Source organism: Myxococcus sp. MH1 (assembly GCF_059738865.1).
Genome location: NZ_AP026947.1, coordinates 10,733,360 through 10,760,101 on the forward strand (window position 1 = coordinate 10,733,360; position 26,742 = coordinate 10,760,101).

General features: G+C 69.9%; 23 protein-coding genes. 5 read left to right on the forward strand and 18 right to left on the reverse strand.

The window, feature by feature from the left end:
- Nucleotides 1–23: 23 nt before the first annotated feature.
- Nucleotides 24–1,199, reverse strand: a complete 1,176-nt coding sequence (locus AC6JA9_RS42615) for an ankyrin repeat domain-containing protein (protein ID WP_497958875.1) — start codon at nt 1,197–1,199, stop codon at nt 24–26.
- Between the two features lie 560 nt (nt 1,200–1,759).
- On the opposite strand from AC6JA9_RS42615, the gene AC6JA9_RS42620 reads away from it, so the two are divergent.
- Nucleotides 1,760–4,606: an Ig-like domain-containing protein gene (locus AC6JA9_RS42620; protein ID WP_497958876.1), complete on the forward strand. Its 2,847-nt coding sequence runs from the start codon at nt 1,760–1,762 to the stop codon at nt 4,604–4,606.
- 7 nt (nt 4,607–4,613) lie between these two features.
- Here the strand turns inward: AC6JA9_RS42620 and AC6JA9_RS42625 are convergent, their stop codons facing one another.
- Nucleotides 4,614–5,108, reverse strand: a complete 495-nt coding sequence (locus AC6JA9_RS42625; RefSeq protein ID WP_497958877.1) for a hypothetical protein — start codon at nt 5,106–5,108, stop codon at nt 4,614–4,616.
- Nucleotides 5,109–5,406: 298 nt separating this feature from the next.
- Between AC6JA9_RS42625 and AC6JA9_RS42630 the strand changes: the two genes are divergently transcribed.
- Nucleotides 5,407–7,089: a serine/threonine protein kinase gene (locus AC6JA9_RS42630; protein ID WP_497958878.1), complete on the forward strand. Its 1,683-nt coding sequence runs from the start codon at nt 5,407–5,409 to the stop codon at nt 7,087–7,089.
- A 119-nt stretch (nt 7,090–7,208) separates the two neighbouring features.
- On the opposite strand, the gene AC6JA9_RS42635 is transcribed toward AC6JA9_RS42630, so the two are convergent.
- Nucleotides 7,209–7,589, reverse strand: a complete 381-nt coding sequence (locus tag AC6JA9_RS42635; protein ID WP_046717224.1) for a helix-turn-helix domain-containing protein — start codon at nt 7,587–7,589, stop codon at nt 7,209–7,211.
- 186 nt (nt 7,590–7,775) lie between these two features.
- Nucleotides 7,776–8,306, reverse strand: a complete 531-nt coding sequence (locus AC6JA9_RS42640) for a hypothetical protein (RefSeq protein ID WP_223750921.1) — start codon at nt 8,304–8,306, stop codon at nt 7,776–7,778.
- Between the two features lie 403 nt (nt 8,307–8,709).
- On the opposite strand from AC6JA9_RS42640, the gene AC6JA9_RS42645 reads away from it, so the two are divergent.
- A complete protein-coding gene (locus AC6JA9_RS42645) occupies nt 8,710–8,901 on the forward strand; it encodes a hypothetical protein (protein WP_141325115.1) in 192 nt (63 codons plus the stop codon).
- Nucleotides 8,902–8,913: 12 nt separating this feature from the next.
- Here the strand turns inward: AC6JA9_RS42645 and AC6JA9_RS42650 are convergent, their stop codons facing one another.
- The gene (locus AC6JA9_RS42650; protein ID WP_223750920.1) at nt 8,914–9,303 is read right to left on the reverse strand and encodes a response regulator; all 390 of its coding nucleotides are present in this window, start codon (nt 9,301–9,303) and stop codon (nt 8,914–8,916) included.
- Nucleotides 9,304–9,495: 192 nt separating this feature from the next.
- On the opposite strand from AC6JA9_RS42650, the gene egtB reads away from it, so the two are divergent.
- Both egtB and egtD read left to right on the forward strand, forming a co-directional pair.
- The gene (gene egtB / locus AC6JA9_RS42655) at nt 9,496–10,839 is read left to right on the forward strand and encodes an ergothioneine biosynthesis protein EgtB (protein ID WP_497958879.1); all 1,344 of its coding nucleotides are present in this window, start codon (nt 9,496–9,498) and stop codon (nt 10,837–10,839) included.
- Nucleotides 10,840–10,857: 18 nt separating this feature from the next.
- A complete protein-coding gene (egtD, locus tag AC6JA9_RS42660) occupies nt 10,858–11,880 on the forward strand; it encodes an L-histidine N(alpha)-methyltransferase (protein ID WP_497960840.1) in 1,023 nt (340 codons plus the stop codon).
- Nucleotides 11,881–11,958: 78 nt separating this feature from the next.
- Here the strand turns inward: egtD and AC6JA9_RS42665 are convergent, their stop codons facing one another.
- The 13 genes from AC6JA9_RS42665 to mnmG all read right to left on the reverse strand — a co-directional run bounded on the left by AC6JA9_RS42665 (nt 11,959) and on the right by mnmG (nt 26,623).
- The gene (locus AC6JA9_RS42665) at nt 11,959–12,144 is read right to left on the reverse strand and encodes a hypothetical protein (RefSeq protein WP_223750918.1); all 186 of its coding nucleotides are present in this window, start codon (nt 12,142–12,144) and stop codon (nt 11,959–11,961) included.
- Nucleotides 12,145–12,341: 197 nt separating this feature from the next.
- Entirely contained in the window at nt 12,342–12,809 is a 468-nt protein-coding gene (locus AC6JA9_RS42670) for a CoA-binding protein (RefSeq protein WP_497958880.1), read from the reverse strand.
- Between the two features lie 359 nt (nt 12,810–13,168).
- Nucleotides 13,169–13,702 carry a hypothetical protein gene (locus AC6JA9_RS42675; RefSeq protein WP_223784195.1) on the reverse strand — a complete coding sequence of 178 codons (534 nt, stop codon included), beginning with the start codon at nt 13,700–13,702 and terminating at the stop codon, nt 13,169–13,171.
- 3 nt (nt 13,703–13,705) lie between these two features.
- Nucleotides 13,706–14,152 carry a bactofilin BacM gene (gene bacM, locus AC6JA9_RS42680; RefSeq protein WP_141325120.1) on the reverse strand — a complete coding sequence of 149 codons (447 nt, stop codon included), beginning with the start codon at nt 14,150–14,152 and terminating at the stop codon, nt 13,706–13,708.
- A 3-nt stretch (nt 14,153–14,155) separates the two neighbouring features.
- Complete coding sequence (locus AC6JA9_RS42685) at nt 14,156–15,049, reverse strand: ParB/RepB/Spo0J family partition protein (RefSeq protein ID WP_141325121.1); 894 nt, start codon at nt 15,047–15,049, stop codon at nt 14,156–14,158.
- A 93-nt stretch (nt 15,050–15,142) separates the two neighbouring features.
- Entirely contained in the window at nt 15,143–15,946 is an 804-nt protein-coding gene (locus AC6JA9_RS42690) for a ParA family protein (protein WP_046718730.1), read from the reverse strand.
- Nucleotides 15,947–16,238: 292 nt separating this feature from the next.
- Nucleotides 16,239–16,559, reverse strand: coding sequence for a hypothetical protein (locus tag AC6JA9_RS42695; RefSeq protein WP_248543768.1), 321 nt, complete (start codon nt 16,557–16,559; stop codon nt 16,239–16,241).
- A gap of 3,135 nt (nt 16,560–19,694) precedes the next feature.
- A complete protein-coding gene (locus AC6JA9_RS42700; RefSeq protein ID WP_223749520.1) occupies nt 19,695–19,859 on the reverse strand; it encodes a hypothetical protein in 165 nt (54 codons plus the stop codon).
- Nucleotides 19,860–20,350: 491 nt separating this feature from the next.
- Nucleotides 20,351–20,575, reverse strand: a complete 225-nt coding sequence (locus AC6JA9_RS42705) for a hypothetical protein (RefSeq protein ID WP_497958881.1) — start codon at nt 20,573–20,575, stop codon at nt 20,351–20,353.
- Between the two features lie 1,549 nt (nt 20,576–22,124).
- A complete protein-coding gene (locus tag AC6JA9_RS42710; RefSeq protein WP_046718731.1) occupies nt 22,125–22,511 on the reverse strand; it encodes a VOC family protein in 387 nt (128 codons plus the stop codon).
- A 241-nt stretch (nt 22,512–22,752) separates the two neighbouring features.
- Nucleotides 22,753–23,421, reverse strand: coding sequence for a hypothetical protein (locus tag AC6JA9_RS42715; RefSeq protein ID WP_497958882.1), 669 nt, complete (start codon nt 23,419–23,421; stop codon nt 22,753–22,755).
- Between the two features lie 599 nt (nt 23,422–24,020).
- The gene (gene rsmG / locus AC6JA9_RS42720; RefSeq protein WP_408888575.1) at nt 24,021–24,674 is read right to left on the reverse strand and encodes a 16S rRNA (guanine(527)-N(7))-methyltransferase RsmG; all 654 of its coding nucleotides are present in this window, start codon (nt 24,672–24,674) and stop codon (nt 24,021–24,023) included.
- A gap of 98 nt (nt 24,675–24,772) precedes the next feature.
- Nucleotides 24,773–26,623 (reverse strand): tRNA uridine-5-carboxymethylaminomethyl(34) synthesis enzyme MnmG, encoded by a 1,851-nt coding sequence (gene mnmG / locus AC6JA9_RS42725; protein WP_267698625.1) that lies wholly within the window; start codon nt 26,621–26,623, stop codon nt 24,773–24,775.
- Nucleotides 26,624–26,742: the final 119 nt, after the last annotated feature.

The following is a 26,742-nucleotide window of genomic DNA, read 5'->3' on the forward strand; positions in this document are numbered from 1 at the left end:
CCCGTGGCCCCACGCCGGACCGCTCAGCCCAGCAGCGCGGCCAGCGTCGCGTGGCCCTTCTGCCGGGCGCGGTCCGCCGCCGTCTCTCCCTCCAGGTTGCGCAGCGACTTGTTCGCGCCCGCGGCGAGCAGCACCTCCACCACGTCCTGCAGCCCGTTGCGCGCCGCCGTGTGCAGGGGCGTGTTCCCATCCAGGTCCGGGATGTCCGGGTTGGCCTTGCGCGCCAGCAGCGCCTGCACGCTGCTCACGAGCCCCATCCACGACGCGAGGAACAGGGGCGTCGCGCCGGACGCGTCGCGCGCGTCGACGTCCTGCGTGGGCCGGTGCTCGAGCACCAGCGCCAGCGCCGCGAAGCGCTTCATCGCCGCGTAGTGCAGCAGGTTCTGCTGGTCCGGCGCCACGGGCTTCGTGGTGTCGAGCCCCGTCTCCAGCATCGCCTTGATGACCGAGGGCGGCTGCCCCAACCCCACCGCCATGGACGCGGGCGTGACGAGCACCTGCTCCGGCGGCGTGCCCAGGTCCACCCACTCGTCCAGCGGCGCGCCCGCGGCGACGAGCGCCAGGACGAACTCCTCGGGCAGCCGGTGCAGGAGCGCCTTCGCCAGCGCCGTCTCACCCTTCTTGTCCTTCGTGCCCGGCTTCGCGCCGTGCGCGAGCAGCAGCTTCACCGCCGCCCCCGCCATGTGCTCGCGCTCGCCCTTCTTGTACCGGTCCCCCTCGCGCTCGCGGTACAGCTGCACCAGCAGGTGCAGCGGCGCCATGCCGGACGGGCCCACCGCGTCCGGGTTGGCCCCCGCCTTCAGCAGCGCCTCCGCGATGCCCAGGTGGTGCGTGCGCAGCGCCAGCTCCAGCGGCGTCACCGACGCCTTGGCGCTCACCCCGTCCGCCTTCGCCCCCCGCGCGAGCAGCACCTCCACCGCGCCCAGCGCCTCCGGCGACGTGCCGCGCACACAGGCCTGGTGCAGCGCCGTCCACCCCTCCTCCTCGTCACTGCCCGCGCCCTGCGCCGCGTTCACGTCCGCGCCCGCGTCCAGCAGCACCGTCAGGATGTCCCGCGCCTTCGTGCCCGCGCGCGCGGCCGCCATGCCGAGCGGGGCCCGACCGAACCCGTCGCGGACACTCCAATCCACCGTCGCGACCTGCGTCTTCACGGCGGCGACATCGTCCTGGGAGATGGCTTCGAGCAGCGCTTGAGACATTCGAGGGTCGTCCTTCCTGTCCCCACGCGCGAGAGCGACGAGCACCGGGATGGGCCACGAGATGAGGCGCGAGACAGGCTGTCTTCCTCGCATGTTTCAGCGCGCCCGGTCAGCAGCCAACCGCGATGACACGACGCATCCATCACCGCGAGCAGTGCACACGGACCTCACGAGTCCGGACACACCCTGGAGTCTGACATTGTGAGAGCCCCGTCTCGCGAGCCGCGAGAGCCACAGGGCCCGGCGCCTCGCTCGCCCACCGAGGCGGGGCTCGGGCGCGTTACACAATGACTGTCATTCGGGATTCCATGGACAGGAGGAATCGACTCGCGGATTCCCGAGCAAATCCCCCGTGCTCACCCAGTATGCCGCTCTCGCGGACACCCTCCTCATGACCCGGTGCTGGGTCTGATGACACCTTCTACACCTGCCCTGCGGGCAGGCGCGAAAGTGCGGGCTCCTTTGTTTGTGATTGAGCGCGTGCCGGTCATGATTCGTCCCGGGCGCCGAGTCTCTGGGCGTGCACCGCGCGCGGGCCCGGCTCCATGGGAACACGTCCGATGTCCATCCGCGCGCGCTCGCTTCGTTCCGTCTCGTCCTCGCTCTGGGGGCTCGTGCTCGTCACGCTGCTGTCGGCCACGGCCTCTCGCGCGAACGAGCGCGTGGCGGCGGCCCAGCGCGCGCTCGACTTCGTCAGCGCGGACGCCGTCACGTGGACGAAGGACCAGGGCTGCACCTCATGCCACCGCCACGGCGCCACGCTCTTCGGCCTCACCCAGGCCGGCGCCAACGGCTTCGACCTGGACACCGTCACGACCAACGGGCGCACCAACCGCGAGAACATGGAGCGGCTCGCGCGCGATTTGCTCGTGGGCCAGGACGCGAGCGGCTCGTGGTCGCTGGAGGGCGTGCACTACCGCAACGCGTACACCAGCTACGCGGCCTTCGGGCTCGCGGGCTACGACGCGAAGGTGGGCACCCGGCACTCGGAGGCGCTCGCGCGCGCGGCGGACTGGGCCGTGAGCACGCAGGAGCTGAGCGGGCGCTGGGTGGAGGACTATCCGCTCCGGCCCGTGGGCGCCTCCAACATGGGCGTCACCGCGCGGCTGATGACGGCGCTCGCCCAGGCCCGCGTGCACGCCGACCCCGCTCGCGCCGCCCGGTACCAGGACGCGCTCCGCCGCGCCGCCGCGTACCTGCGCGAGCACCTGAACGACCTGTCGGAAGGGCCCTTCGACGACGCCCAGCGCTACACGTACCAGGTGGCGTGGACGGCCGTGGGCCTGAAGGCCGCGGGCCCCGGTGAGCAGGGTGAGAACACGGCCGCGCTGGAGTCCGTGGCCACGCGGCTGCTCGCCACGCGCACGCTCGACGATGCGCCGGGCTGGGGCAGCCTCGACCAGGAGGCCCCGGACGAGACCTCCACCAGCTTCGCCCTGTACGCGCTGTGCCTCGCGGGCCGCACGCCGGAGCAGGAGCCTCGCGTGGCCCGGGCGCTCGAGTGGCTCATCTCACGGCAGGCCGAGGACGGAGGCTGGGGCGTGGGCACCTCGCGCCACCCGGACATCCCCACCACCTTCGCCACGCTCGCGCTGTCCTGCTTCCCCGACAAGGGTGACGGCGTCAGCGTCACCGTGGACGACGCCGCGAGCAAACCCGTGGCCCAGGCCCTGCCCCATCCCCAGCGCGTCACGTACACGCTCTGGGTCCTCCACGAGGGCGCTCGCGCGGACACGTTCACGCTCGAGGCCTCGGGCGGGCTGCCGGGCTGGACGGCGACGCTGGACCGCACCACCGTGACGCTCGCTCCGGGTGAGCGGACCTCCGTGACGCTCTCGGTGGGAACGCCCGTCGAGCTCGCCCCGTCCCTCACCTCGGAGGTCCAGGTGACGGCCACGTCGATGAGCAGGCCGGGCGTTTCGGGCGCGACGTGGGTCACCGCGTACACGAACCCTCCGCCTCCCACCGAGGGCCTGGAGACCACCACCACGGTGCTCGCGGGTGCGCAGCTCACGGTGGGCCGGGACAACCCGCTGTCGGCCCGCGTGACGAGCGCCGATGGCTGGCGCGCGCGGGGCCCGGGACAGGGACAGGTCACATTCCAGGTGGCCGGCGTCACCGTGGGGACGGACCACGACGCGGATGGGGATGGGGTGTACTCGGTGGTGTGGCGGCCGCGAGGGAGCTGGGAGGTGCTGGGCGCCTCGGAGGTGCGCGCGGTGTACTCGGGCGTGACGCTCCAGCCTCGCGAGGCGAACCGCCTGGGCAGCAGCGGGACGCGCGCGGTGGAGATTCTGCCATCGCCGGACCCGCTGCCCTCGGTGACGCTGTGCGGACTGCCCGACTTCATGGGCGAGACGAGCCTGGGCGTGTGCGGCTTCGTGACGGCGCTGGCGCCCGGGGCCACCATCGAGTCCGCCGCGTTCATCCTCCACGGTGAGCAGTACCCGGTGGTGCCCGAGGAGAGCGGCGGCTTCGTGTGGACGGAGCTCCCGCTGCGCGACGGCCTCAACGTCATCCAGCTGGTGGCCACCGACACGTTCGGCGGACGCTCCAGCCAGCAGGCCACGGTGCGCGTGGACGCGGTGGCGCCTGGCATCACCGTGCTGTACCCCGCGGAGGGCTCGATGGTGGGCTCGCTGCTGACGGAGGTCCGCGTGTGGGTGGACGATGCCTCCCCCGTGCGCGTGGAGACCAACTGGGTGCACGTCACGGAGGTGCCCGCGGGCGGAGGACTGGTGGCGCACGAGCTGGCGCTCACCCCCGGGGCCAATGAGGTGCTGCTTCGCGCCACGGACGCGGCGGGCCACGTCACGGAGCACGTGCTCACCTTCTGGGTGGACGCCGAGGCGCCGTGGCTCGTGGCGGGCCTTCCGGACGGGTGGCTCGTGGGGCCGCAGCCCGGGGACATGATGGACTACGAGCTGGCCGTGTACTCGGAGTCCGCCACGCGGGTGGAGGTGACGCCCGGCGGGGGCTCGTACGAGGTGCCGCGCGGCGGAGGCGTCTTCGTGGCCCGGCTGCCCCTGGTGCCTGGGGACAACGTCTTCACGATGGTCGCGACGAGCGAGACGGGCCTGAGCACCACCCTCACCCGCACGGTGCGCTACGACGACACGCCCCCGCGCGCCCAACTGCTCTCACCCGGACCGGACGAGGCCGTCTCCGGCATCGTGGTGCTGGAGGCCCGGGTGACGGACGACGTGAGCGGCGTGAGGAGCGTGGCCTTCACGCGGGACGGCTCGGGCATCCGCGCGGGGACGGACCAGGGTGATGGCGTGTGGACGGCGGAGCTGGACACCCGCGAGCTGCTGGACGGCCCTCACACCGTGGAGGTGTGGATGGAGGACTCCGCGGGGAACTTCATCATCCAGACCTTCCCCTTCGTCACCCGCAACCAGCCGTAGCGCGACGTCAGCGCGGCAGGGGCGTGGCCACGTAGTCCGTCCCCTGGTCCGCGTGGCAGCCGTGGCACGTGTCGTGGCCCCGGCCGTAGTAGTTGTCGTCGTAGGTCGGGCCGAAGCCCTCGTAGAAAATCCAGGTGTCCTTGCCGGTGCCCTCGGCCACCTTGATGTCGAGGGCGTGGCCTCGCGTCGTGCGGCCATCCGACTCGAACAGCTCCTTCACGGTGATGCTGCCCACGGGGTGGACGCGGTTGCCCTCCGCCATGGAGCGGGCCAGCACGTCGTTGAAGAACACCCGCACCCGGTCGCCATGGGAGCGCACCGAGCGACGGGGCGCCGGCTCCGCGAGCCACTCCCGATAGCGCCCCTCCCGCACGAAGGCGGTGATGCCCGCCTCGGACGTGTCCAGGCCGCCCACCTCCCCCAGGCCCTCGTCGACGGAGGACGAGGGTCCACAGGCGACCAGCGTCAGGAGCACGGTGCACGGCAGGCAGGAGGGACGCACGTGGGGCCTCGTGAGGAGAGGCGCGGACCGGAGCCGGCCCGCGCGGGGACACCCTCGCTACGCCGGGGCGTGCCCGCGGGTTACAGCCCGGGGATTTCCGGGGGTTTCATCCACGGCGTGACAGGACACGACCTGTTCCATCACTGAATGTGGTCCCTCCCTGTTAGGTTCGTTACCCAGGAGGTCGTCACCCAGTGTTCCAACCCTACCCCCGGGTCATGTCGATGATTGCCCCCTTTGCTCCGTGGCCCGTTGCATCCCCCGTCACCCGCATGGCCCACAGCCCCCGAGGCGCCCCATGACGACGGGCCATCCCCTCGCGCTGCGTCCCGGGATGAAGGTGGGCCCGTGGCGCGTCCGGGCCCGGCTGGGCCAGGGCGCCTTCGGCGCGGTGTTCCAGGTGGAGCAGGGCGGGCGCCTGCACGCGCTCAAGTTCGCGCTGCGAGGACCGGGCAGCGAGGACCTGGACCGCACGGACGCGCGCGCCGTCCGGGAGCTCGCGTGTCTGCTGCATGCGGTGCATCCGCATGTCGTGCGCGTCTGGGCGCACGGGCGCTGGCCGGATGTGCGGACGGGGTACCACTACGTGGTGCTCGACTACGTGGAGGGCGCCACCCTGGCCACGTGGGTGAAGCGCGAGGCCCCCTCCGCGCGGCGGGTGGCCCGGCTGTTCTCCCAGCTCGCGTGGACGCTGGGGGAACTGCACTCGCGCCACGTCTTCCACCGGGACCTCAAGCCCTCCAACATCCTCGTGCGCGCCTCGGACGAGTCGCCCGTGCTGGTGGACTTCGGCAGCGCCAACCACGCGGAGTCGCAGCCCCTCACCGAAGGCCCGCTGCCGCCGGGCACGCCCCAGTACCGAAGCCCGGAGGCCCTGCGCTTCCACCGCGAGCACCACGCCCAGCGCGCCGCGCGCTATGCCTTCCGCGCCACGGATGACCTCTATGCGCTAGGCGTCTCGCTGCACGAGATGCTCACGGGCGCGCCGGCGTTCTCTCTCACACTGCCGCGCGAGGTCCTCTCCGAGCACATCGAGACGCGCATGCCCGCGCCCGCGTCCTCGCTGAACGCGCGCGTCCCGAGTGAGCTGGACGCCATCACCCAGCGGCTGCTGCGCAAGAAGCCCGAGGAGCGCTTCCAGGAGGGAGGCTCGCTGCACGCGGCGCTGGAGGCGGCGCTGCGCTCGGCGACGCCCGAGTGGGACCGGCCGCTGTTCCCACGGACGCCGTCGCCCTCGGCCTCCGAGGCGACACGGAGGAAGGTGTCACCGGACGACGCCTCCGAGAGTCCGTGGCCCGTGCGACTGGCGCGACGGCACCTGCGACATGCGACCTCGTCGGGAGGCTCCCGTGTGGGCCTCGGATCCGAGGACGCCCACCCGCACGAGCACAGCGTGGATCCACGTGAGGGTGCGCATCTCCAGGCGGGGGCCTCTTCCGCGGTGGCCCACCCGCACGAGCACTCCGTGGACTCCCACGAGGCGGTGCAGCCCCACATGAGGCCCCCTTCGGAGAACGCCCGCCCGCACGAGCGCGGCGAGGAGCCCCATGGGGCGGCACGTCGTCGTGCGAGGCCCCCTTCCGAGGGGACCCTCGGGCACACCGCGGATCCACATGAGGCGGCGCGTCGTCGCGCGAGGACGCCGTCCGAGGGCGCTCACTCGCACCCGTCCCCCTCCTCCGAGGGGAGGCGCGCCCACCCGCGCTCCACCCCGCCCCGAGGGAGTCGCGCGCCCCTCCGTCGCATCACTCCGACCGAAGAGGCGCTCGCCCTCGCGTGGCTGCGTCGGGTGGACCCGGCCCACTGGAGCCGCGCGCGGAAGCTCTGGGTGGCGGGCACGTGGCTGGGCCTGTTGTTCCTGTTCGGGGGCACCTTCGCCGCCCTGCGCTGCACCCTGGAGTCCACCCTGGAGAGCGCCGCGCACCCCGGCGCCACCCTCCAGTCACCCCGCCCCGAGCGGATCCGCGACCGGCGCCCGTGACGGCCTCCTCGGCGATCCAGGTCGGGAGCATCCCCCCCCGGCCCCTCCTCCAGCGAACCCACGAGGCTCGCGAGGAGGGCGCCGTCACCCACGGCCCCGTGCACCGGGGCCGCGAGGCGTCACTTCTTCTTCTGCTGCATCGCCGAGGCGACCAGGTTCATCAGCTTCAGCTGCACCGGGGACAGCTTGCGCAGGTTGCGCATCAGCCGCCGCATCTCCGGCGTGTCGTCCTCGCGGGCCTTCGCGCCCGACTTGTCCTTCGCGGGAGGCGGCGCCGCCAGGTCATCCCCCAACCCCAGCAGCTGGTGCGGCGGCACGTTGAGCACCACGCACAGTCGCCGCAGGTTCTGCACGCTGGGGAGCATGTGGCCCCGCTCCAGGCGCCCGTACACCTCCGACGCCATGCCGATGCGCTCCGCCACATCCGCCTGCGTCAGTCCCATCCGCACCCGGGCGGCCCTCGCCGCCGCGCCCAGCATGCTCGCCAGTTCTGTGTCCATGCCTGTGTCAGTCGTCCACGAAAGGAGGGGCCGTGCTCCAGGCACCCCGAAGGCCCCTGGATAACCCTGAAGGTCGGGTACTTTCACCATACCTTCAGCGTTTTTTCAAACACGCGCGACGCCTCGCGTCGCACCCGCCCGCGCCTCTGGTGGCACCCATGCCACGCGCTCTGGTGAGCACCCGCCTCACGGCGCCGACGACGGTGTGCTCTCCGCGATGTCCATCAACGCGCGACGCCGCTCCGCCGCCGTGAAGAGCATCGCCAACGGCAGCCCCAGGAAGACGGCGTGCAACACGATTTGGGCGAACTGCGGCACGTCGAGGAACCACGGGTAGTAGCCACGCGCGACGAACTGGAAGTCCACCAGCCACACGCCGATGCCGAACAGCATCCCCACCGCGGCCTGGAACTCCCAACGCCCGCGTCCATCCGGCGGCAGCATCGCGTCCAGGAACGAGTAGAACAGCCCGACGATGGCGGACACCGTCAGGTGCATCCCCACGCCCAGCATCACCAACGTCCCCAGCGGGTAGTCCTCGCCGAAGGCCCGTGGCCCCAACACCACGCTCGCGGACATGCGCACCGGCCGCCATGGGCTGTCACCCGAGGCCAGGGCCATCACCACCTCCGCGAGCGCCAGCACCACGCCCGCGGCCACTCCGAACAGCAGCCCGTTCGTGGCAGACCAGGGGGTGTACCGCCTCCGTGCCGCCATTTGGCTTCTCCTTGTCCGGAGCCGCTGTCCGCCCCTTGTGTCAACCTGAGCACGTTCGCCATCCACGGGCAGCCAGCGCACGGCGACGGCTCGGGATGTCGCCTCCCCCTCGGGCACGCGGACGGCGCTCCAGGGCGGCCCTGGCGCTCGCCCCGCCCCCGCCTGGACTCGCGAGCCCACGCCCGCTCGCCACCTGTCGTTTCTTCCGTCTCCCAGGGCGTTGTTCGGTAACTCCTTCAGGCTCAAACCACCTCCCCCGCACCCATGCTCCGAGTCCCAGGCGACATCGCGTGGGCACGGCATTGGCATAGGGCCCTGGTCGATGCCCGCGCAGCTTCGCCAGCGTCCGCAAGGACCTCATCGGATCCACTACTCGCCCCAAGCGTGGCGAGAGGTGGGCCGTATGAGCGCGGAGGCCTTCGGCGAGCTCCAGGGCGCGCTGGAGCGGCTGGGGGACGCGTCCGTCAGGGGGCCGTTGCCGGAGGGCGGCGGAGCGGGGCGCCACCGGCTCTCACGCCACGGGCTGGTGCTGGGCTACGCGTGGGAGGACCGCTCGCGCACGCTGACGCTCCTGTCGCTGGAGCGTGAGCCGTGAGCGCGGCCGGGCTCACGCGGCGATGGGCAGCATGCTCCGCACCGCGTCCAGCAGTTCCTCCACGGAGAAGGGCTTTCGCAACAGGCTGTTGGCCCCCGGGGGGATGTCCGTCGTCACCGCGGTGAGCACCATCACCGGCACGTTGCGCAGCCTGGCGATGGCCTTGCGCCGCTCGAGGAACTCGTGTCCGTTCATCTCCGGCATCATCAGGTCGAGCAGGATGAGGCTCGGCACGTAGCGCACGTCCGTCAGCTCCTCCATCGCCTCGCGGCCGTTGCAGGCCACGGTGACGTCGTAGCCCTCGCCCTCGAGGATTTCCGCGATGGCGGCCCGGATGTCGTCCTCGTCCTCCACGACGAGCACGGTGCGGTGCTTCGCAGCACTGGACATGGCACGCAGCATAGGGGCCCCCTCCCCCTCGCGGCGACCGGGGGTCCTGTACGACGCGGGGATAGTGGACAGAACTGCGCGCGGCCCGCGGGGAGACCAGACGCCCCGCGTGCTCCAGAAACGTACATTCCAGCACGGGGGACTCGGGCCCTGGGGGCCTGGGACTTACCTCCTCGCCCAGGCACTCCCTAGGTTGAGTCCGCCATGTCCCGCACGATGGGCCGCTCGACGACAGCACCGACAGGGGATGGAACGAGGCCGGCGTGGAAGGCGCGCGCGTGGGCGCAGTTGGAGGCCGCGCGCGCGCGGGTGCTGCGCATGCTCGCCGGGCTGCCCGAGCGGGTGTTGATGAACCAGCACTCACCGCTGATGTCGCCGCTCATCTGGGACGTCGCGCACGTGGCCAACTACGAGGAGCAGTGGCTCTTGCGCGCGCTCGGGGCCCCGGCCCTGACGGACCCGGCCTTCGACACCATCTACGACGCCTTCCGACATCCCAGGAGCACGCGCTCCACGCTCCCGCTGCTCCCTCCCGAGTCCGCCTTCGCCTACGCCGCGCGCGTGCGCGAGGCCGTGCGCGCGCACCTGTCCGAGCACGTCCCCGAGGACGGCGACACGCCGCTGCTCGCCGGGGGCTACGTCTTCGGCATGGTGGCGCAGCACGAACAGCAGCACGCGGAGACGCTCGCGGCCACGCTCCAGTTGATGACGGAGGTGGAGTACCGCCTGCCGCCGGTGCCCGCGCGCCCCGCGCCCGCGCCTGTCTCGCGACACCCCGTGCTCATCTCCGGCGGCGTCGCGCGGCTGGGCAGCACCCACCCGTGGGCCTTCGACAACGAGCGCCCCGTGCACACCCGCGAGGTGCGCCCCTTCTTGCTGGACGCGCACCCCGTCACCAACGGCGAGTACCAGGCCTTCATCGAGGACGGTGGCTACGCCGAGCCGCGCTGGTGGCACCCGAAGGGCTGGGACTTCGTGCGCGCGGAGGCGCTCGCCCATCCGCAGTTCTGGCTGCCACAACAGGCGGGACGCTGGCTGCGCAGGCGCTTCGGTCAGGTGGAGCCGCTGCCCTCGGACGAGCCCGTGCAGCACGTGTGCTGGTACGAAGCGGATGCGTACGCGCGCTGGGCCGGCAAGCGCCTGCCCACCGAGTCCGAGTGGGAGCGCGCCGCGCACGGCGCCTGCGACGTGGCACGCGAGCACCCGTGGGGTGACGCACCTCCCACGGCCGCGCACGCCAACCTGGGCGGAGACACGTGGGGCCCGTTGCCGGTGGGCAGCCACCCCCAGGGCGTGAGCGCCGAGGGGGTCTGGGGCCTGCTGGGCGACGTGTGGGAATGGACGGCGAGCGACTTCCAGCCCTACGCGGGCTTCGGCGCGTTCCCGTATCGCGAGTACTCGGAGGTGTTCTTCGGCGAGGACTACAAGGTGCTGCGAGGAGGAGCGTGGGCGAGCGCACCGGTGGCGGTCCGCAACGGATTCCGCAACTGGGACTACCCCATCCGCCGGCAGATTTTCGCCGGCTTTCGTTGTGCGTCAGAGGCGTGAGGAGAGGCGATGAGCTCGATGGTGGAGGCGGTGGAGACGACGACGCTCGAGGAGAAGCCGAACGGCTTTCCCGGGGTGAAGGTGGAGGTCTACGTGAGGCCGGGGGACGCCCGGCGCGCGCTCAAGCAGGAGGTGCTCGAGGGGCTGTGCAACACGCCCAAGGAGCTGTCGCCGAAGTGGCTCTATGACGAGCGCGGCAGCCAGCTCTTCGACGACATCACCCGCCTGCCGGAGTACTACCCCACGCGGCGCGAGCGCGAAATCCTGCTCGCCCACGCCGGGGACGTGGCGCGGCTGAGCGGCGCGACGACGCTCATCGAGCTGGGCAGCGGCACCAGCGAGAAGACGCGCCTCTTGCTGGACGCGATGGAGGAGGCGGGGCAGCTGTCGCGCTTCGTGCCCTTCGACGTGAGCGAGTCCTTCCTGCGCCGCGCGGCGGGGACGCTGGCGCGCGAGTACCCGGGCATCAGCGTGCACGCGGTGGTGGGCGACTTCGAGCACCACCTCAACCGGCTGCCCCAGGGCGGACGGCGGCTGGTGGCCTTCCTCGGAGGCACCATCGGCAACCTGAAGCCCGCGCAGCGCGCGCGCTTCCTCGCGGAGCTGTCCTCGGGCCTGCGCCCCGGTGACGGCCTCTTGCTGGGCACCGACCTCATCAAGGACCGCGAGCGGCTGTACGCCGCGTACAACGACAGCGCGGGCGTGACGGCGGAGTTCAACCGCAACGTGCTGCGCGTGCTCAACCGCGAGCTGGGCGCGGACTTCGACCCGAACGGGTTCGAGCACTTCGCGCCCTTCGACGAGCACAACCGCTGGGTGGAGATGCGCCTGGTGTCGCGGCGCGAGCAGACCGTGTGGATGCAGTCGCTCAAGCGCCGCGTGGAATTCGCCGCGGGCGAGGTGCTGCGCACGGAGGTCAGCTGCAAGTTCGAACAGCACCGCGTGGAGGCGGAGCTGGACGCGGCCGGGCTGGGGCTTGCCGCGTGGTGGACGGACGAGGCGGGTGACTTCGCCCTGTCGCTCGCGCTCAAGCGCGGCTGAGACGTCCGGACTCGGACTCGGGCCTGGGGTCGGGTGTCACCCGGCCCTCGGGCCCGAGGGCTTCAAACACCGGAGCGACTAGCGGCGCGGGTTGCGACGCGAGGAGACGCGCACGGGCACGGGCTGCGCCACGGGGCGCGTCCACGCGTACCAGAGCGCGGCCAGCACGGTGACGGCCAGCCCGCTCGCGGCGAACAGCCGCTCACCCACGGGGCTGAGGTCCACGGTGGCAAGGTGGAGGGGGAGCATTCCGGTGAACGACATGCGGGGACTCCTTGCTGGGCGCTGCGTGGAGGTCCTGGGATGGGTCGGGGTGTTCACCCACCACGGGCCGGGGTAACGACAAGGTTAAGGACTCGCGACGGAATGGGGAAGTCCCCACTCCATCCTTCCATAATGCGTGGGACGCTTGGCGCTCGCGGAATGTTCAGGACCGCGCCACGCCTGCTTGCTTCCGGGCGTCACGCCGGACTCGACCCGGACAGCTCCCGCTCCTGGGACAGCCGCGCCAGCTCCACCTTCATGCACCGGTCCTGCACCACGCGGATGCCCGCGCGCGCGAGCTTTTCGGCCGCGGCGTCATTGCGGATGCCCAGCTGGAACCACACCGCGTGCGGCTTCTTGGCGAGCAGGTCCGCCACGTGCGCGTCGATGTCCTCCGGGCGACGGAACACCTGCACCAGGTCCACCTGTCCGGGGCTGTCCGCGACCGCGCGGTACACGGGCCGCCCGAGGATGGGCTCCGTCTCGCCGTGCACGGGCACGGGCACGATGTCGTAGCCGTGCTTCTGCAGGTACGCGGGCACCGAGTGCGCGGGCTTGTGCGCGTGGCTCTCCGGGCGGATGCCCAGCACCGCCACCCGCCGGGAGCGCGTGAGCACGTCCCGGACGCCCGCGTCGTCCTCGATGAGATTCGCTCTCCAGTCCATGACCACCTCCACCACGAGCCGCCGTGCATCGGAGCCGCTTCCGGGTGGCAACAGCCCACCCGCGAGGTCCCAGTCCCAGCGACAGACGCGCGGACGCGCGCCGCGTTGCGCTCGTGGGGGGTGCGAGTGGAACGGGGCCTTCCTGCCCGCTTGCTCGAAGGGGCGAGCGCAGTCTCCGCCCGCGTCGTGCGGCTCGCACCGAGGGAGATGTTCCACGAGGAGCAGCGGCAGTGCGTCGAAGGGCGCGTCCCGAGGAGCCAGCGTCTCGCGCCCACCCACCGAGGCATGACGCCGCGTGGGCGGAAGACTCGCGGTGATGAGCGGGACATCGCGCCCGGGGGCCCGGTGCGCCGTGAGGCTCAGCGCGGCTGCGCCGCCTGGACCTCGATTTCGCGGCACGCCTCGGTGGCCAGCCGCACATCCTCCGGCGTGGCCCCCGGCAGCGTCGCGCAGAGGAACAGGTCATTGCCCACGCGGCGCGCGCCGAACAGCGCGGGCGCCGCGGCGCCGACGCCACCGTCACCCTGCTTGGGCGCCAGCGTCACGCGGAGCAGCGCGTAGGTGTCCTTCTCCTCTTCCTGGTCGAGGGACACCTCGAAGTTCTTCGACTCCGCGCGCACCCGGTCGGCCAGGTCCTCCACGGAGGGCATCTCCTCGCCCTTGCCGCGTCGCAGGTCCACCCGGAGCACCGGGCGGCCAGGAGGGCCCGCCTGGAAGCTGTCATCGGGAGCGACCTGCGCGGACCAGCCCTCCGGCAGCGGCACCTTCACGCCCGAGCGCGAGGTCTGCTCCGGGGAGGACGCGTCGGGGGAGTCCTTCCCCCCGTCGCAGCCCTTGCACCCGGACAGCAGCGCCAGCACCACGCCGGACGCGATGTGCCTGGCGCGCCGCACCGGCTACTTCTTCTCGCCGCCAGGAGGAGGAGGACGGGTGTTGCCGCCCAGGTTCTCCATCTTCAGCGAGCCCTCGAAGATGACGCCCCGGTCCATCGACAGGGACGGCGTCTCCAGGTTGCCCTTCACGCGGCCGGGCGTCTTGAGCTCGATGATCTGCGTGGCCTTCACGTTGCCTTCGACCTGCCCGTTGATGATGACGGTGCCGGCCTGGATTTCGGCCTGGACCTTGGCGCCATCACCGATGACGAGCACGTCCTTGGTGATGATCTGCCCCTGGAACTTCCCGTCGATACGGACCTGCCCCTCGAAGGTGAGCTTCCCCTCGAACTCGCTTCCCTTGCCCAGAAGCGTATGGACCTCACCAGAGCGCTGCGACACGGATTCCTCCTCCCGCTTGAACAAGGGCCTGCTGGGTGCTTCGTCTTTCTTCCCGCCAAGGAGCGCCACGCGCTACTCCTTCCTGAGCAGCTTCAACAGCCGGTCCAGGTCATCGTAGGAGAAGAAGTCCACCTCGATGGTGCCCTTTCCGGGGCTTCGTTCGGTCAACCGGACCTTCGTCCCCAATCGACGTTGGAGCTCCTCCACCAGGGACTTCACCTGCGGGCTCTGCTTCGGCGGCGTCTTGCCCGCATCCTTCTTGCCGTTGGAGCGACTCTGCTGGACCAGCCGCTCCGTGTCACGCACGGACAGCTTCTTCTCGGCCACCTGCCTGGCCAGGTTCTGCAGCTCCGGCAGCCGGGGCACGCCCAACAGCGCGCGCGCGTGTCCCATGCTCAGCGAGCCGTCGGCCACCATGCCCTTGACGTCCGCGGGCAGGGCCAACAGGCGCAGGGCGTTGGCCACCGTGGAGCGCTCCTTGCCCACGCGCTGGCTGATCTGCTCCTGCGTCAGCTTGAACTCGTCGGTGAGGCGCTTGTAGCCCTCCGCCTCTTCAATCGGGTTGAGGTCCGCGCGCTGGAGGTTCTCGACCAGGGCCAGCTCGAAGGCCTGGACCTCCGTCACCTCCTTGACGATGGCGGGGACCTCCTTGAGGCCCGCGGCCTGGGACGCGCGCCAGCGGCGCTCACCCGCGATGATGCGGTAGCCGTCCTGGTCCTTGCGCACGAGGATGGGCTGGATGACGCCCTGCACGCGGATGGACTCGGTGAGCTCCTTGAGCTTCTCCTCGTCGAAGTGATGGCGGGGCTGGTCCTTGTCCCGGTGGATGGACTCAATCGGGAGCTTGAGGACGCCCGCCTTGAGCGCGGCCTGCTCGGCGGCCTTGCCGCCACCGGGAGCGGCCTGGGGGATGAGCGCGGAGAGGCCGCGACCGAGAGCGCGTTTCTGCGTGTCTGCTTTCACCAAGACATGACTCCGGCGCCGTGAGTCGACTCACGGCGGGCATGGGCGGCGCGAGCGGACCGGGCGTTACGGTGGCGCACGACGCGCGGCAAGATTTCAGGCCACCCGACGACGAGGCGCCTGACGGGGGGACTTGGGGGTGTCGCGCTTCATCAACTCGCGGCCGAGCGCCAGGTAGCTCTCGCAGCCCTTCGACTTGATGTCATAGAGGATGATGGGCTTGCCGAAGGACGGGCACTCGGACAGGCGCACGTTGCGCGGGACGACGACCTGGAAGACCTGGTCCTTGAAGTAGCCGCGCACCTCTTCCACCACCTGGTGGGCGATGTTGGCGCGCGCATCGAACATGGTGAGCAGGATGCCCTCCATCTTCAGGTCCGGGTTGAGGCCCTGCTTCACCAGGTCGATGGTGTGCGTCAGCTGGGAGAGACCCTCGAGCGCGTAGTACTCGCACTGCAGCGGGATGAGGACGGAGTCCGCGGCGGACAGCGCGTTGAGGGTGAGCAGCCCGAGCGAGGGCGGGCAGTCGATGATGATGTAGTCGAACTCGGCGGCGAGCGGGCGCAGGGCGTCGCGCAGGCGGAACTCGCGGTTCTCCTGGCCGACGAGCTCCACCTCGGCGCCGGTGAGGTCGGGCGTGGCGGGGACGACCTGGAGGTAGCGCAGCTCGGTGGGGTGGAACAGCTCCTTCATGGGACGACCGTTGAGGAGCGCGTCGTAGATGGTGCCGTGGAGCTTGTCCTGCTTGAGGCCCAGGCCGCTGCCGGCGTTGCCCTGCGGGTCCATGTCCACCAGGAGCGTGCGGCGCTCGGCGGAGGCCAGGCTCGCGGCCAGGTTGATGGCGGTGGTCGTCTTGCCCACGCCGCCCTTCTGATTGGAGATGCAGATGATTCGACCCACGAGCCCCATCCTCTCTCATGCCCGGCGAGAGCCAGGCGCCGTGCGTGATGCGGTGCACGGTTGCACGCTGATCCCGCTGCTAACATGCGCCTCGGTGTCGGATCAAATTCGCGGCGCACGTTGCGCGAACGCTTCATCCGAGGGCCTGCCAGCCTTCCAAACGGCCTGATTCCGAAGACTTGGAAGAGCCGTCTTCATGCTGGAGAACCCGGCGAGCGGTGCCCTGGCATCCTGGGTCCACGGTGCCGCAACGGGCTCGCTCGGATGCCCTCCTTATAAGGAGGCGCGTGGGTTACTTGAGGCGGGTGCGTTCGCGTTGGAGCTCGGCGCGCAGGCGCGTGATTTCGTCGAGCAGGTGCCGTACGTCGTCCGTGGCCTGGGTCCACAGGTGCAGGGTTCCATCGAGTCCGACGACATCGAGCGCGTCCATCGCGGCGACGTAGGACTCGGACAGCTTGGGGTCGTGGTCGCGGAGCGTGCGAGCTGAGTCCTCCATGTCGGCGAGGACTTCTTCGCGCGACGCGGCGGGGAGTGACCGCCAGCTCTCGATGAGCAGCGCGGACTTCCACCGCTTGGAGATGTCGGACAGCGTCGCGTCGTCGTGGGGCGGCATGGGGTCTTCCTTCCTTCCGGAGCGGGTGGCCGCGCGTGGACGCGGGGACGGGAGGAGTCCGGACACGAGGTTCCGCGTGGAGCGTGGGTGGGTGTTTCCGTCACGAGAACCGGGCGGGCGTTCCACGCGGAACACGATGACCTTTCGGCGCGCACCTCGAGCACCTCCTGAACGAGGGCCTGGCCTCATCACGTGAACAGCGCAGCGTGGCTCTTGAGGGGAGTTCATGTGAGGTTCGACGAAGCCCGCGGCCGGCTTCTCGAGCTGCGTCTCACCGACGCGGCGCCACGAGGATCCGCCTTCGCGACGTCCACCCGCGTTTCAGACCGATGTCGTGACAGGTCGCGCAGACCTCGGTGAGGCCCGTCCCCGCGAAGCTCGGTTCGGCGCATCGACGTGAGCTCACGCCGCTTCGGACCGAGGCCGCGCGATGGACGGCTGAGCCTTGATGCTCCGCATCCGGGCTCCACATGGAGCAGGAGCTGGGTTCCATCGACTTCGTGCGGCTTCGAGTTGCGGTCGCGTCCCGCCTGGTCTGGACCTCAGTGTCGCATCCGAGCTCCACCTGGACCCGAGGCCGACGGGAATCGACTTCTCGCGGCTCCCCACCGAGGCCCGGTCGCGTGTGGCTGGACCGTCCTGTCCCTCATCCAGGTTCTACGAGGACCGACCGCCCATCGCCCTCCCCCTGGTTCGCGCTGATGCCGCATCCGAACCACCGACCTGCATCACCTCATCCACGTTCACGCGGAACGGGGACCCGCATCTATCGACTCCTCCTCGCCGCCACGCATCGACGCCGTGTCACCGCTGGCGTGGACCGTCATGCGCCCCATCCACGAGAAGCAGGGACTGACCTCTATCGACGTCTCGCGACTTCGCGGCGATGCGGCATCCGAACCCGAGCCCTGCATCGCGAGCATCCGTGCTCCACCTGGCACAGGGACTGGCCTCCGCTGACTTTTCACAGCTTCGCGGTGATGCGCCCCTGAACGCCCAGACATCTGAACGTCCAGACATCTGGACCTGTGCCGCGCGCATCCACGCTTCACCTGGAACCGGGCTGGCCATCCATCGGCCCCCATCACCACTTCGCGCCCATGCCGTTCGGTCACCGCGCGCCTTCATGTCCCGCCTCCACGTTCCACGTGGAACGGCCAGACCACCTGTTGGCGTGTCGTGCCGCGCATCACCGCTGCGACGTCGTCATCCGCTCACCTCGCGGTGCGCATCCGGGTTCCACGAGGCACACGTCCCAGCATCGCCAGCTTCTGGCGTGCTGCTGGTCGGGGCGTGCGCGGACTCATCCCGTGGCGTTCCACGTGGAACGTGGTTCGGACTTCCGCTGCTTCGCGAACCACTCCGCGCCGATGCCACACCACGCCCGCGACAGCTTCGCGACGTCCCTGCGTGTTCCACGTGGAACGGTGGAGTCGCATCGGCGCCTTCTCGTCAGCCTCTTCGCCGCGTTCGAGCAGGACATGCCTGGGGGTCTCCGCTCCGCGCTCCGCGTGGACCACGACACGGCCCTCCACGGTCAACCCAGGTGACGGCCTGCGCGTGCACCACCGTGTGACGCTCATCCGCGTTCCACGTGGAACGGTGGAGTCGCCATCGATGCCTTCATGGATGTGGTGAGGGACAGTGTTCGACGAGATGGCATCCGGACCTCGTTCCACGTGGAACACGGCACGACCCTTCACGCTCGAATCCAGGTGACGGCCTGCGCGAGCACCCCCGTGTGACACTCATCCACGCGGAACACGGCACGACCCTCCACGCGCGAGCCCAACTGGCGGCATGCCTGAGCACGCCTTTTCGATGCTCATGCGCGTTCCACGTGGAACGGTGGAGTCGTCATCGAAGCCTTCATCGACGGGGTGGCTTGCTCGGTCCGACCGGACGACATCCATCCCGCGTTCCACGTGGAACGTGGTTCGACCCTTCATGGCTCGAACCCAGATGGCACCTGAGCGAGCACCCGCTCGCGATGCGCATCCACGTTCCACGTGGAACACGAACAGGTCCCCACCTGCCGTCCCCATCGCGCCACATCGATGGGTGCCTGAGCGCGCCCATGCTGGCCATCCACGTTCCACGTGGAACACGAACAGGCGTCCACCTGCTTCTCGTGATGGGCGCGCACCCGCCGGCTTGAGCCCATCCTCGTTCCACGTGGAACACGAACAGGCGCCCACCTGCTTCTCGTGATGAGCGCGCACCCGCCGGCTTGAGCCCATCCACGTTCCACGTGGAACACGAACAGGCGTCCACCTGCTTCTCGTGATGAGCGCGCACGTACCCGCTCGCGGGAACTCATCCACGTTCCACGTGGAACACGAACAGGCATCCACCTGCCTCTCGTGATGCTCCACATGATGAGCGTGCACGCACCCGCTGGCTGAAGCTCACCCTCGCTCCACGTGGAACACGAGCCAGCGTCCACCTGCTTCCCGCGCCTCTTCACATCGATACGGGCAGCACCTGCGGAGCCTCTCCACGTTCCACGTGGAACACGAACAAGGCCTCCGCCTGCTTCTCGTGATGACCGCGCGTCCCGCTGGCTGAGCCCATCCTCGTTCCACGTGGAACACGAACCAGCATCGGCCTGCTTCCCAGTACCTCTTCACATCGGTACGGGCGGCACCTGTGGAGCCACGCCACGTTCCACGTGGAACACGTGGGGTCGCCGCATCCGTCTTCGAGCTTCGTGGCGGTGCGACCTCGGACCCGATGCCACCTTCTCCGGCGCATCCACGTTCCACGTGGAACTGGCATCGCCTTCACAGGTCTCCATCCACGTGCACCTTTCGCCGTTCCTCGCGTGGCCGCGCCTCGCTCAACCGTGGGCCCGGACGAAACCCCTGCCCTTCTTCCTGGTTCGTGCTGGAGCCTCGGCAGTGACTCGCACCTTCATGGCCTGCCTCCACGTTCCACGTGGAACGGCCAACTCGTCGGCTTTCTTCATCGGGCTTCTTCGCGGTGCTCATCCAAGTTCCACGTGGAACACGACATGGCCTGCCGCGGACCGCTCCACCTCATGGCGACAAGGCGAGAGGAGAGCCCGCGCGCGCCGCATGCGGGTGCGCGTTCCACGTGGAACACGGCATGGCCTTGGTGTGGACCGCTTCCGTTTCATGGCTGCGCGACCAGCGCGACGACGGCACGCGCCGCATGCGGGTGCGCGTTCCACGTGGAACACGGCATGGCCTTGGTGTGGACCGCTTCCGTTTCATGGCTGCGCGACCAGCGCGACGACGGCACGCGCCGCATGTGGATGTGCGGTTCGAACTGGAACACGGCGTGGCCTCGGTGCGGACGTCTCCACCTTCGTGGCGGTGAGACCCGCGAAGCGCCGGCACACGCCGCATGCAACTGCACGGTTCCACGTGGAGCAGGCCATGGCCCTGGGCGGAACTCTTCACCTCCGTGACAGTGAGGCCCACGAGGCGCCGTCACACGCCACATGCGGATGCACGATTCCACGTGGAACAGGACGTGGCCTCGGGGCTGAGCTCTTCACCTTCGTGGCGGTGACGCCGCTGGCACACGCCACATGTGGATGCACGGTTCCACGTGGAACAGGACGTAGCCCCGGGGCGGAGTTCCTCAACTTCGTGGCGGTGAGACCCGCGAGGCGCCGGCACACGCCACATGTGGATGCACGGTTCCACGTGGAACAGGACATGGCCTCGGTGCGGACGTCTCCACCTTCGTGGCGGTGAGGTCGCTGGCACACGCCACAGGCGATGCGCCGTTCCGCATGGACCACGGCCTCGGCGCGGACCTCTTCACCTTCGCGGCTTCGGGGTCAGCGATGCGCCGGCACACGCCGCATGCGGATGCGCGTTCCATGTGGAACGCCACGCGGCCCCCGGATGCCCATCGGCCTGCGTCACTTCCAGCGTGGTGAAGGCACGAGGACTGACTTTTGCTGCCCGGCCCCTTTCACGAGGAAGTTCGTCGACCTTGTCGCCCATCGAATCGATGGGCATCGCGAAGGTGTCGACCTCCATCAACCGAGGCCCACCTGCATGGCCGCATCGCGTTCCACGTGGAACGCCTCGTGGTCATCGGCGGACTGCTCGACCTGCTTCGTATCCATCCGGTGGTGGCCTGAGTCTTCATTGCGGTGTCTACGCCTCCCGCGAAGACGGCCATCGACTCGCCGCACCCTCTTCCGGTTGAGCGCATCGTGATGGTGGGGACAACCACCGGCCACAGGTCGCTGCTGCCCGTTCCGCAGTCGCGGACCGAGTCGAACGCGAACTGGCATCGGCCCACTTCTCGAATCGTCACCGAAGGCACTGACGGCGCGCCTCCGCTTCATGGACCGTGGTCCCGCTCCACGTGCAGAGAGGCCTCGCATCCACCGACCGCAGTCCCGGACCCGACGCATGGGACCCGGCGGTCTCCACACCAGGTCAGCGACTCGGTCCGCATCCGCGTTCCTCACACGTGGCAACCCGCTCTTCGAATCGCTGCACGAAAGCGTGGGTGGCACTGTCCGGAAACGACTCGGTCCTCATGTTCGGCGACCCGTCATCAGACGGCGCTTCGAACCGCTGCGAGCAAGCAAGGGTGCCGTCGTTCGGGCCCGCAGTACTGCCAGTTGGAGCAGGGCCCGGCTCGCACGGCAGCTCGTCGACTCTCCGCTGCGACATGGCCCCCATGCGACAGACCGAATCCCTCATCGGTTGGCTGAAGGCACGGCCGTATCAGCTCGAAGGGTTGAGGCATCCCGCGCAGCCGAAGCTCGCTCACACGCGTTGCACCTGGCCACACAACCCGTCGGCTTCAACCCTGCTCCGGATGCAGTGGTGCAATCGAGCCCTGGGCCGTCTCCACCGAGTCGTCGTGCTCGCTGCGCGCAGTTCCTCCATCCCTCCGCTGCTGACTGCTCCACCCCGCCGGGGAGCATCGACTCATGCATGAGTCAGTGGCCAGCGCGCTCACCTCTGGGGGACCTCATCGAGTACCTCGCGCGGCGGTGTTCCAGCCACTGTCTCGAAGGGCGCGGATTGGCGGGACCTCACCGCGGCTGCACAGCAGGCACTGGCTGACGAAGTCTTCACCGCCATCTTCGAGGCTTCATCCCAGACCACCTCATCGATAAGGCTCTTGCGACCCTGTCGACCTCTCGGCAACGCGAAGTCAGGCAACGCTCGCATGCTCTCGACGCGTGCCGTTCGACGTCGCACCCGGCGCACCGCACCCCACCGAATCCAACGGAGCGGATGCACGCACGCACCCCGTGTTGGACTCCGAGCAAGGCACTGCCTGGCGCTTCGGAGCACAGGCTGGCGCGTGCGTCGATGCAGCGAACCGTGGGCTCCTCGCATGTGCACCGATTCACTTCGGAGAGCGCTCGTCACCTCGGCTGCCCGGCTTCAACACGCGTTCTCATCCTCACGGAGACGATGCGCGTCCAAGCCGCGCTCACCCGGGTGCGTGGAGCGCACGAACACCTCACGCGGCATCGACTCACGCACGTTCGCGAACACCTGCGCTGGAGCCGCATCCACGCGAGCAGTGACGCCTCACCGAGCCGACGCATGCACCGCACTACCGCGTCCACTCACCTTGATAGAGCACCACGCGGTACCCATCCGGGTCCTCGAAGGTCATCCCATTCACGTCCCAATAGGGATTGTGTGAGCGCACCGGTTCGAAGCCCGCTTGCACCATGCGCTTCACCCTCGCCTTCCACTCGTCCCGCTGCGGCACGTAGAAGACCAACAGGTGTTCCTTCGACGGCGCACGCGGAGCCTCGTGGCCTCGCTCCACCGTGAACTCCAGATGGTAGGGCAGTCCGGGACAACCGAGCATCACGCCGTCGAAGCCCGCGTGGTCCTCGAAGCCTCCTCGCAGCTCGAAGCCGAGTCCCTCCCGATAGAACCTCACCACGGGCGCGAGACTCCGCGTCGGGCGCGCCACCCTCATCTTGCCCATGTCCATGCCAGCTCCATCCTCTCGTCGAGGACGGCATCCACCCGAGTGACAGCGGTGATGCGCGCACCACGCGCTCGACGAGGTGCGGTCAGCATGGCGCTGTCCGGCATCTCCAGGTTCCCGAACGGCAATGCGATGGCAGGAATCCACCCCATCGTCAGCGCATCACCCGGAAGAACGGCGAGCGAGCCTGACGCCAGACGCTCGCCGTGCACTCGACCCTGAAGGTCCTACCCACGACTCAGAACTTCGAAGGCACGTGCTCCACGAAGTAGGCCTGCTTGTGTCGAGGCTCCGCGTCGTACGCGGTGGCGAGCTCCCGGGCGCGCGTCTCACTGGAGAACACGGCCACCTCCGCGCGATTGCCGTGCTCATCCTGTCGGACCACGGCCCAACCCTCACGCGGACGCGGCGGAGGAACCGGCGGTGTTCCACGCGCCTCCACCGCGTACCACTGCTTGTGCGCCCGCGCTTCCAACCTGCGCGCCAGGCACTCGGCATGACTTCGCTGGCCCATCACACAGACATCATGGCGATTGCCCGTGTCGTCCTGCCGGTACACCGCCCAGCCGTCCTTCGCGCGAGGCTCGTCGGCATCCCATCGCCACACCACCTCACCCCGCCACCAGTCGAGGTGCGCGAGCGCATGGTCCAGTTCGTCCTCTCGCGCGATGACTTGGAAGAAGTTCTTCACTTCCAGGTATGCGACGACGAACTTGAAGCCACAGTCCGCGCGCCAACCCCAATAACGAGTGGGTCCCCATCCGTCGCCATCCGCATCCCGCTGATGCGCGGGCCCCCAGCGTCGCTCGAAGTCCGCGAGCGGGACTTCCGCGGCGGCGACAATGAAACGATTCGAGGGCTCGTCATCGCCCCACACCACGGGGCGGTCCGTCGGAAGCGGCTTCATCCAGGACACCTCCACCTCGAACCTAACGTCGACATCCACGGTCTTCACTCACTCCGGCGACGACCGCTGAAACCTCACAACAGTTGCTCGAATGAGCCCCCCGGGCCACCCCACCCCATCGCAACCCGATGACCGTTGTCCGAGGCGCCCACTCACACACACGACTCAGGAGAAGGGCCTCACAACCCCTCCCCTCCCCCACCGTGCTCAGGGGTTCAGCGCCTTCCACTTCCTGGTGGGTTCCACGAGCAACGAGGCCCGGACTCGGTGTCGAGCGCGGGGCCCTCGAGCGCCCGTTGGATGGCGCGCTCGAAGACCTTCATCCGCCGGGAGATATCCATCTTCCAGGACGTCGCGGGTCGAGGAGCGCGGCCCGCATCTTCCGGGACGCATGGTGACAACCCTGCGTCACCGAAACGATTCCGAGCTCCGCGGGTGGATGGGAAAACCATCAGTACCGTCGCTCAGACGGAGTCGACGACATCTCCGTGGCACGCGATGCAACCGGCCAACGTGACGTTCGTCGTGAGCCCCCCTACCGTGTCGAGGACGAGCGGGAAGCGGCTCACTCAAGAGGGAGCCTTCTCCCCTCCCCTGCCCTACCGCCGCGCGAACACCGCGACCTGACGCTCGGCGCCGGAGAACGGCAGCCGGTACGCACGGGCGGACACCACGCGCAGCTCGCGCTCCTCGGCGCGCGCCGCCAGCTCCACGTCCGTCTGCGCCTTGCCGAGCATCGCCACCACGCGCCCGCCCTCCGCCACGTACGCGGGCGCCAATCCCAACCAATCCGGCAGGTCCATGAACGCGCGCGCAATCAACAGCTCCGCGCGGGGGATGCCCTCCGTCTCCGGCTGTCCCTCCGCGCGCGCATGCAGCCCGCGCACGCCCTGCAACCGCAGGCTCGCCGCCGCCGCCTTGATGAACGCGACCTTCTTGCCCACCGTGTCCACCAGCGTCACGCCGAGCGACGGCAGCGCAATCTTCAACGGCAGTCCCGGGAAGCCCGCACCCGCGCCCAAATCCAACAGCGACGCCGCGCCCGTCACCTCCGGCAGCACCGCCAGCGAGTCCAGGAAGTGCTTCTCCAGCACCTCCTCCGGCGCGGTAATCGCCGTCAGGTTCACCTTGGCGTTCCACTTGAGCAGCTCCGCCATCAGCTGCTGCAACCGGGGCCCCACGTCCTGCCCCACCGACACGCCCAGCGCCTGGCAACCGGATGCCAGCAGATCGTCGAACCGCGTGTTATCCACAGCCCCTCCACAGCCGGCGGAGTCTCAACCCCCCGGAATCATTCAGGGGATTTTCATCCCCAAAGTTTCCCACACGTTATCCACACCCCCAGTCCTGATCACTCCAGGGGGTGTCCGTCCCCGCCGCCCGAGGGCCCCGAGACGCGCTTGAGCGCCACCAGCAGCAGGGACACCGCGGTGGGTGTCAGCCCTGGAATCCTCCGGGCCTGCCCTACCGTCGAGGGCCGGTGCGAGGCCAGCTTCTCCGCCGCCTCCTTGCTCAGCCCCCGCACCTCGCCGAAGCGGAAGCCCTCCGGAATCCGCCACCGGTCCGTGGCCTCCGACTCGCGCGCCGCCGCCCGCGCGGCCTGGGCGATGTAGCCCTCGTACTTCACCTCCACCTCCACCTCCTCGGCCACGTCCTCCCCCACCGAGGGCCAGTCCGCCCTCCCCTCCCCCAGCGCCAGGTACGTCACCTCGGGCCGCTTCAGCCTCGCCGCCAGGCCCGTGCGCTTGAGCCGGGTGACTTCCTCCGTCACCGCGCGCTGCCGTGCCTCGGCCCGCTCCAGCGCCTCGCGCGGCAACAACCCCACGCGGTGCCCGTGACGCGCCAGCCGCAGGTCCGCGTTGCCCTCGCGCAGCTTGAGCCGGTGCTCGGAGCGGCTGGTGAACATGCGGAACGGCTCGTCCACGCCCTTGGTCACCAGGTCATCCACCAGCACCGCGCCGTGCGCCTCGTCGCGGCCGAGCACGAGCGCCGGCTCGCCCTTCACCCGCAGCGCCGCGTTGAGCCCCGCCCACAGGCCCTGGAAGGCGGCCTCCTCGTAGCCGGAGGTGCCGTTGAGCTGCCCCGCGAAGTACAGGCCCGCGACGGACTTGGTCTCCAGCGTGGGGTGCAGCTGCGTGGGCGGCGAGTAGTCGTACTCCACCGCGTAGCCGAAGCGCACGACCTCCACCTTCTCCAGCCCGGGGATGGTGCGCAGGAAGTCGAGCTGCACGTCCGCGGGCAGGCTGGTGGACAGCCCCGCCGGGTACACGAGTGGGGAGTCCGGCCCCTCGGGCTCGAGGAACACCTGGTGCCGCTGGCGGTCCGCGAAGCGCACCACCTTGTCCTCCAGCGACGGGCAGTAGCGCGGGCCCCGGCCGACAATCTCCCCCTGGTACAGCGGCGAGCGGTGCAGGTTGTCGCGCAGCACCCGATGCGTCTCGAGCGTCGTCTGCGTCATGCCGCACGTCACCTCGCGCTGACGTGGGAACGGCACTCCGGAGGCCTGCTCCACGCGCGTGCGCCAGGAGAACGGGCGCGGCGGGAAGTCACCGGGCTGCGGCTCCACGCGGTCCCAGTCGATGCTCGCGCGAGCGAGCCTGGCCGGCGTCCCCGTCTTGAAGCGGCCCAGCGTGAAGCCCAGGCCGCGCAGCGAATCCGACAGGCCCTTGGCCGCGTCATCCCCGAGCCGTCCGCCGACCTCCTTCTTCTCGCCCACGTGCATCAGCGCCTGGAGGAACGTGCCCGTGGTGAGCACCACCGCGGACGCGGCCACGTCGGTGCCGTCGCCCATCCGCACGCCCGTCACCCGGCCACCCTCCGTCACCAGCGCGGAGACTTCGCCCTCGCGCACGGTCAGGTTCGGGGTGTGGAAGAGGACGTCCTGCATCAGCGCGGCGTACTGCTCGCGGTCGCAGAGGATGCGCGTGGCCTGGACCGCGGGGCCCTTGGAGGCGTTGAGTATCTTGAAGTGCGTGCCGGCCAGGTCCGCCACGCGGCCCATCTGTCCGCCGAGCGCGTCCAGCTCGCGCACCAGGTGGCCCTTGGCGGTGCCGCCCACGGCGGGGTTGCAGCTCATCACCGCGGAGCGCTCGCGCTTCAGCGTCACGGCCAGCGTCGAGAGGCCCAGCCGCGCGCACGCGAGCGCCGCCTCGCTGCCGGCATGGCCCAGGCCCACCACGATGACGTCGTACCGGAGTCCCATCGCTCACGAGGGTCGCCGGAGGGCCACCGGGCCTGACCGGGCCCGAGCATTCCGTCATGGCGCCCCGAGCACCCTGGCTCCGGGCGCGCCGCGACCGTGCGTGTCCGTATGTCTCCGGC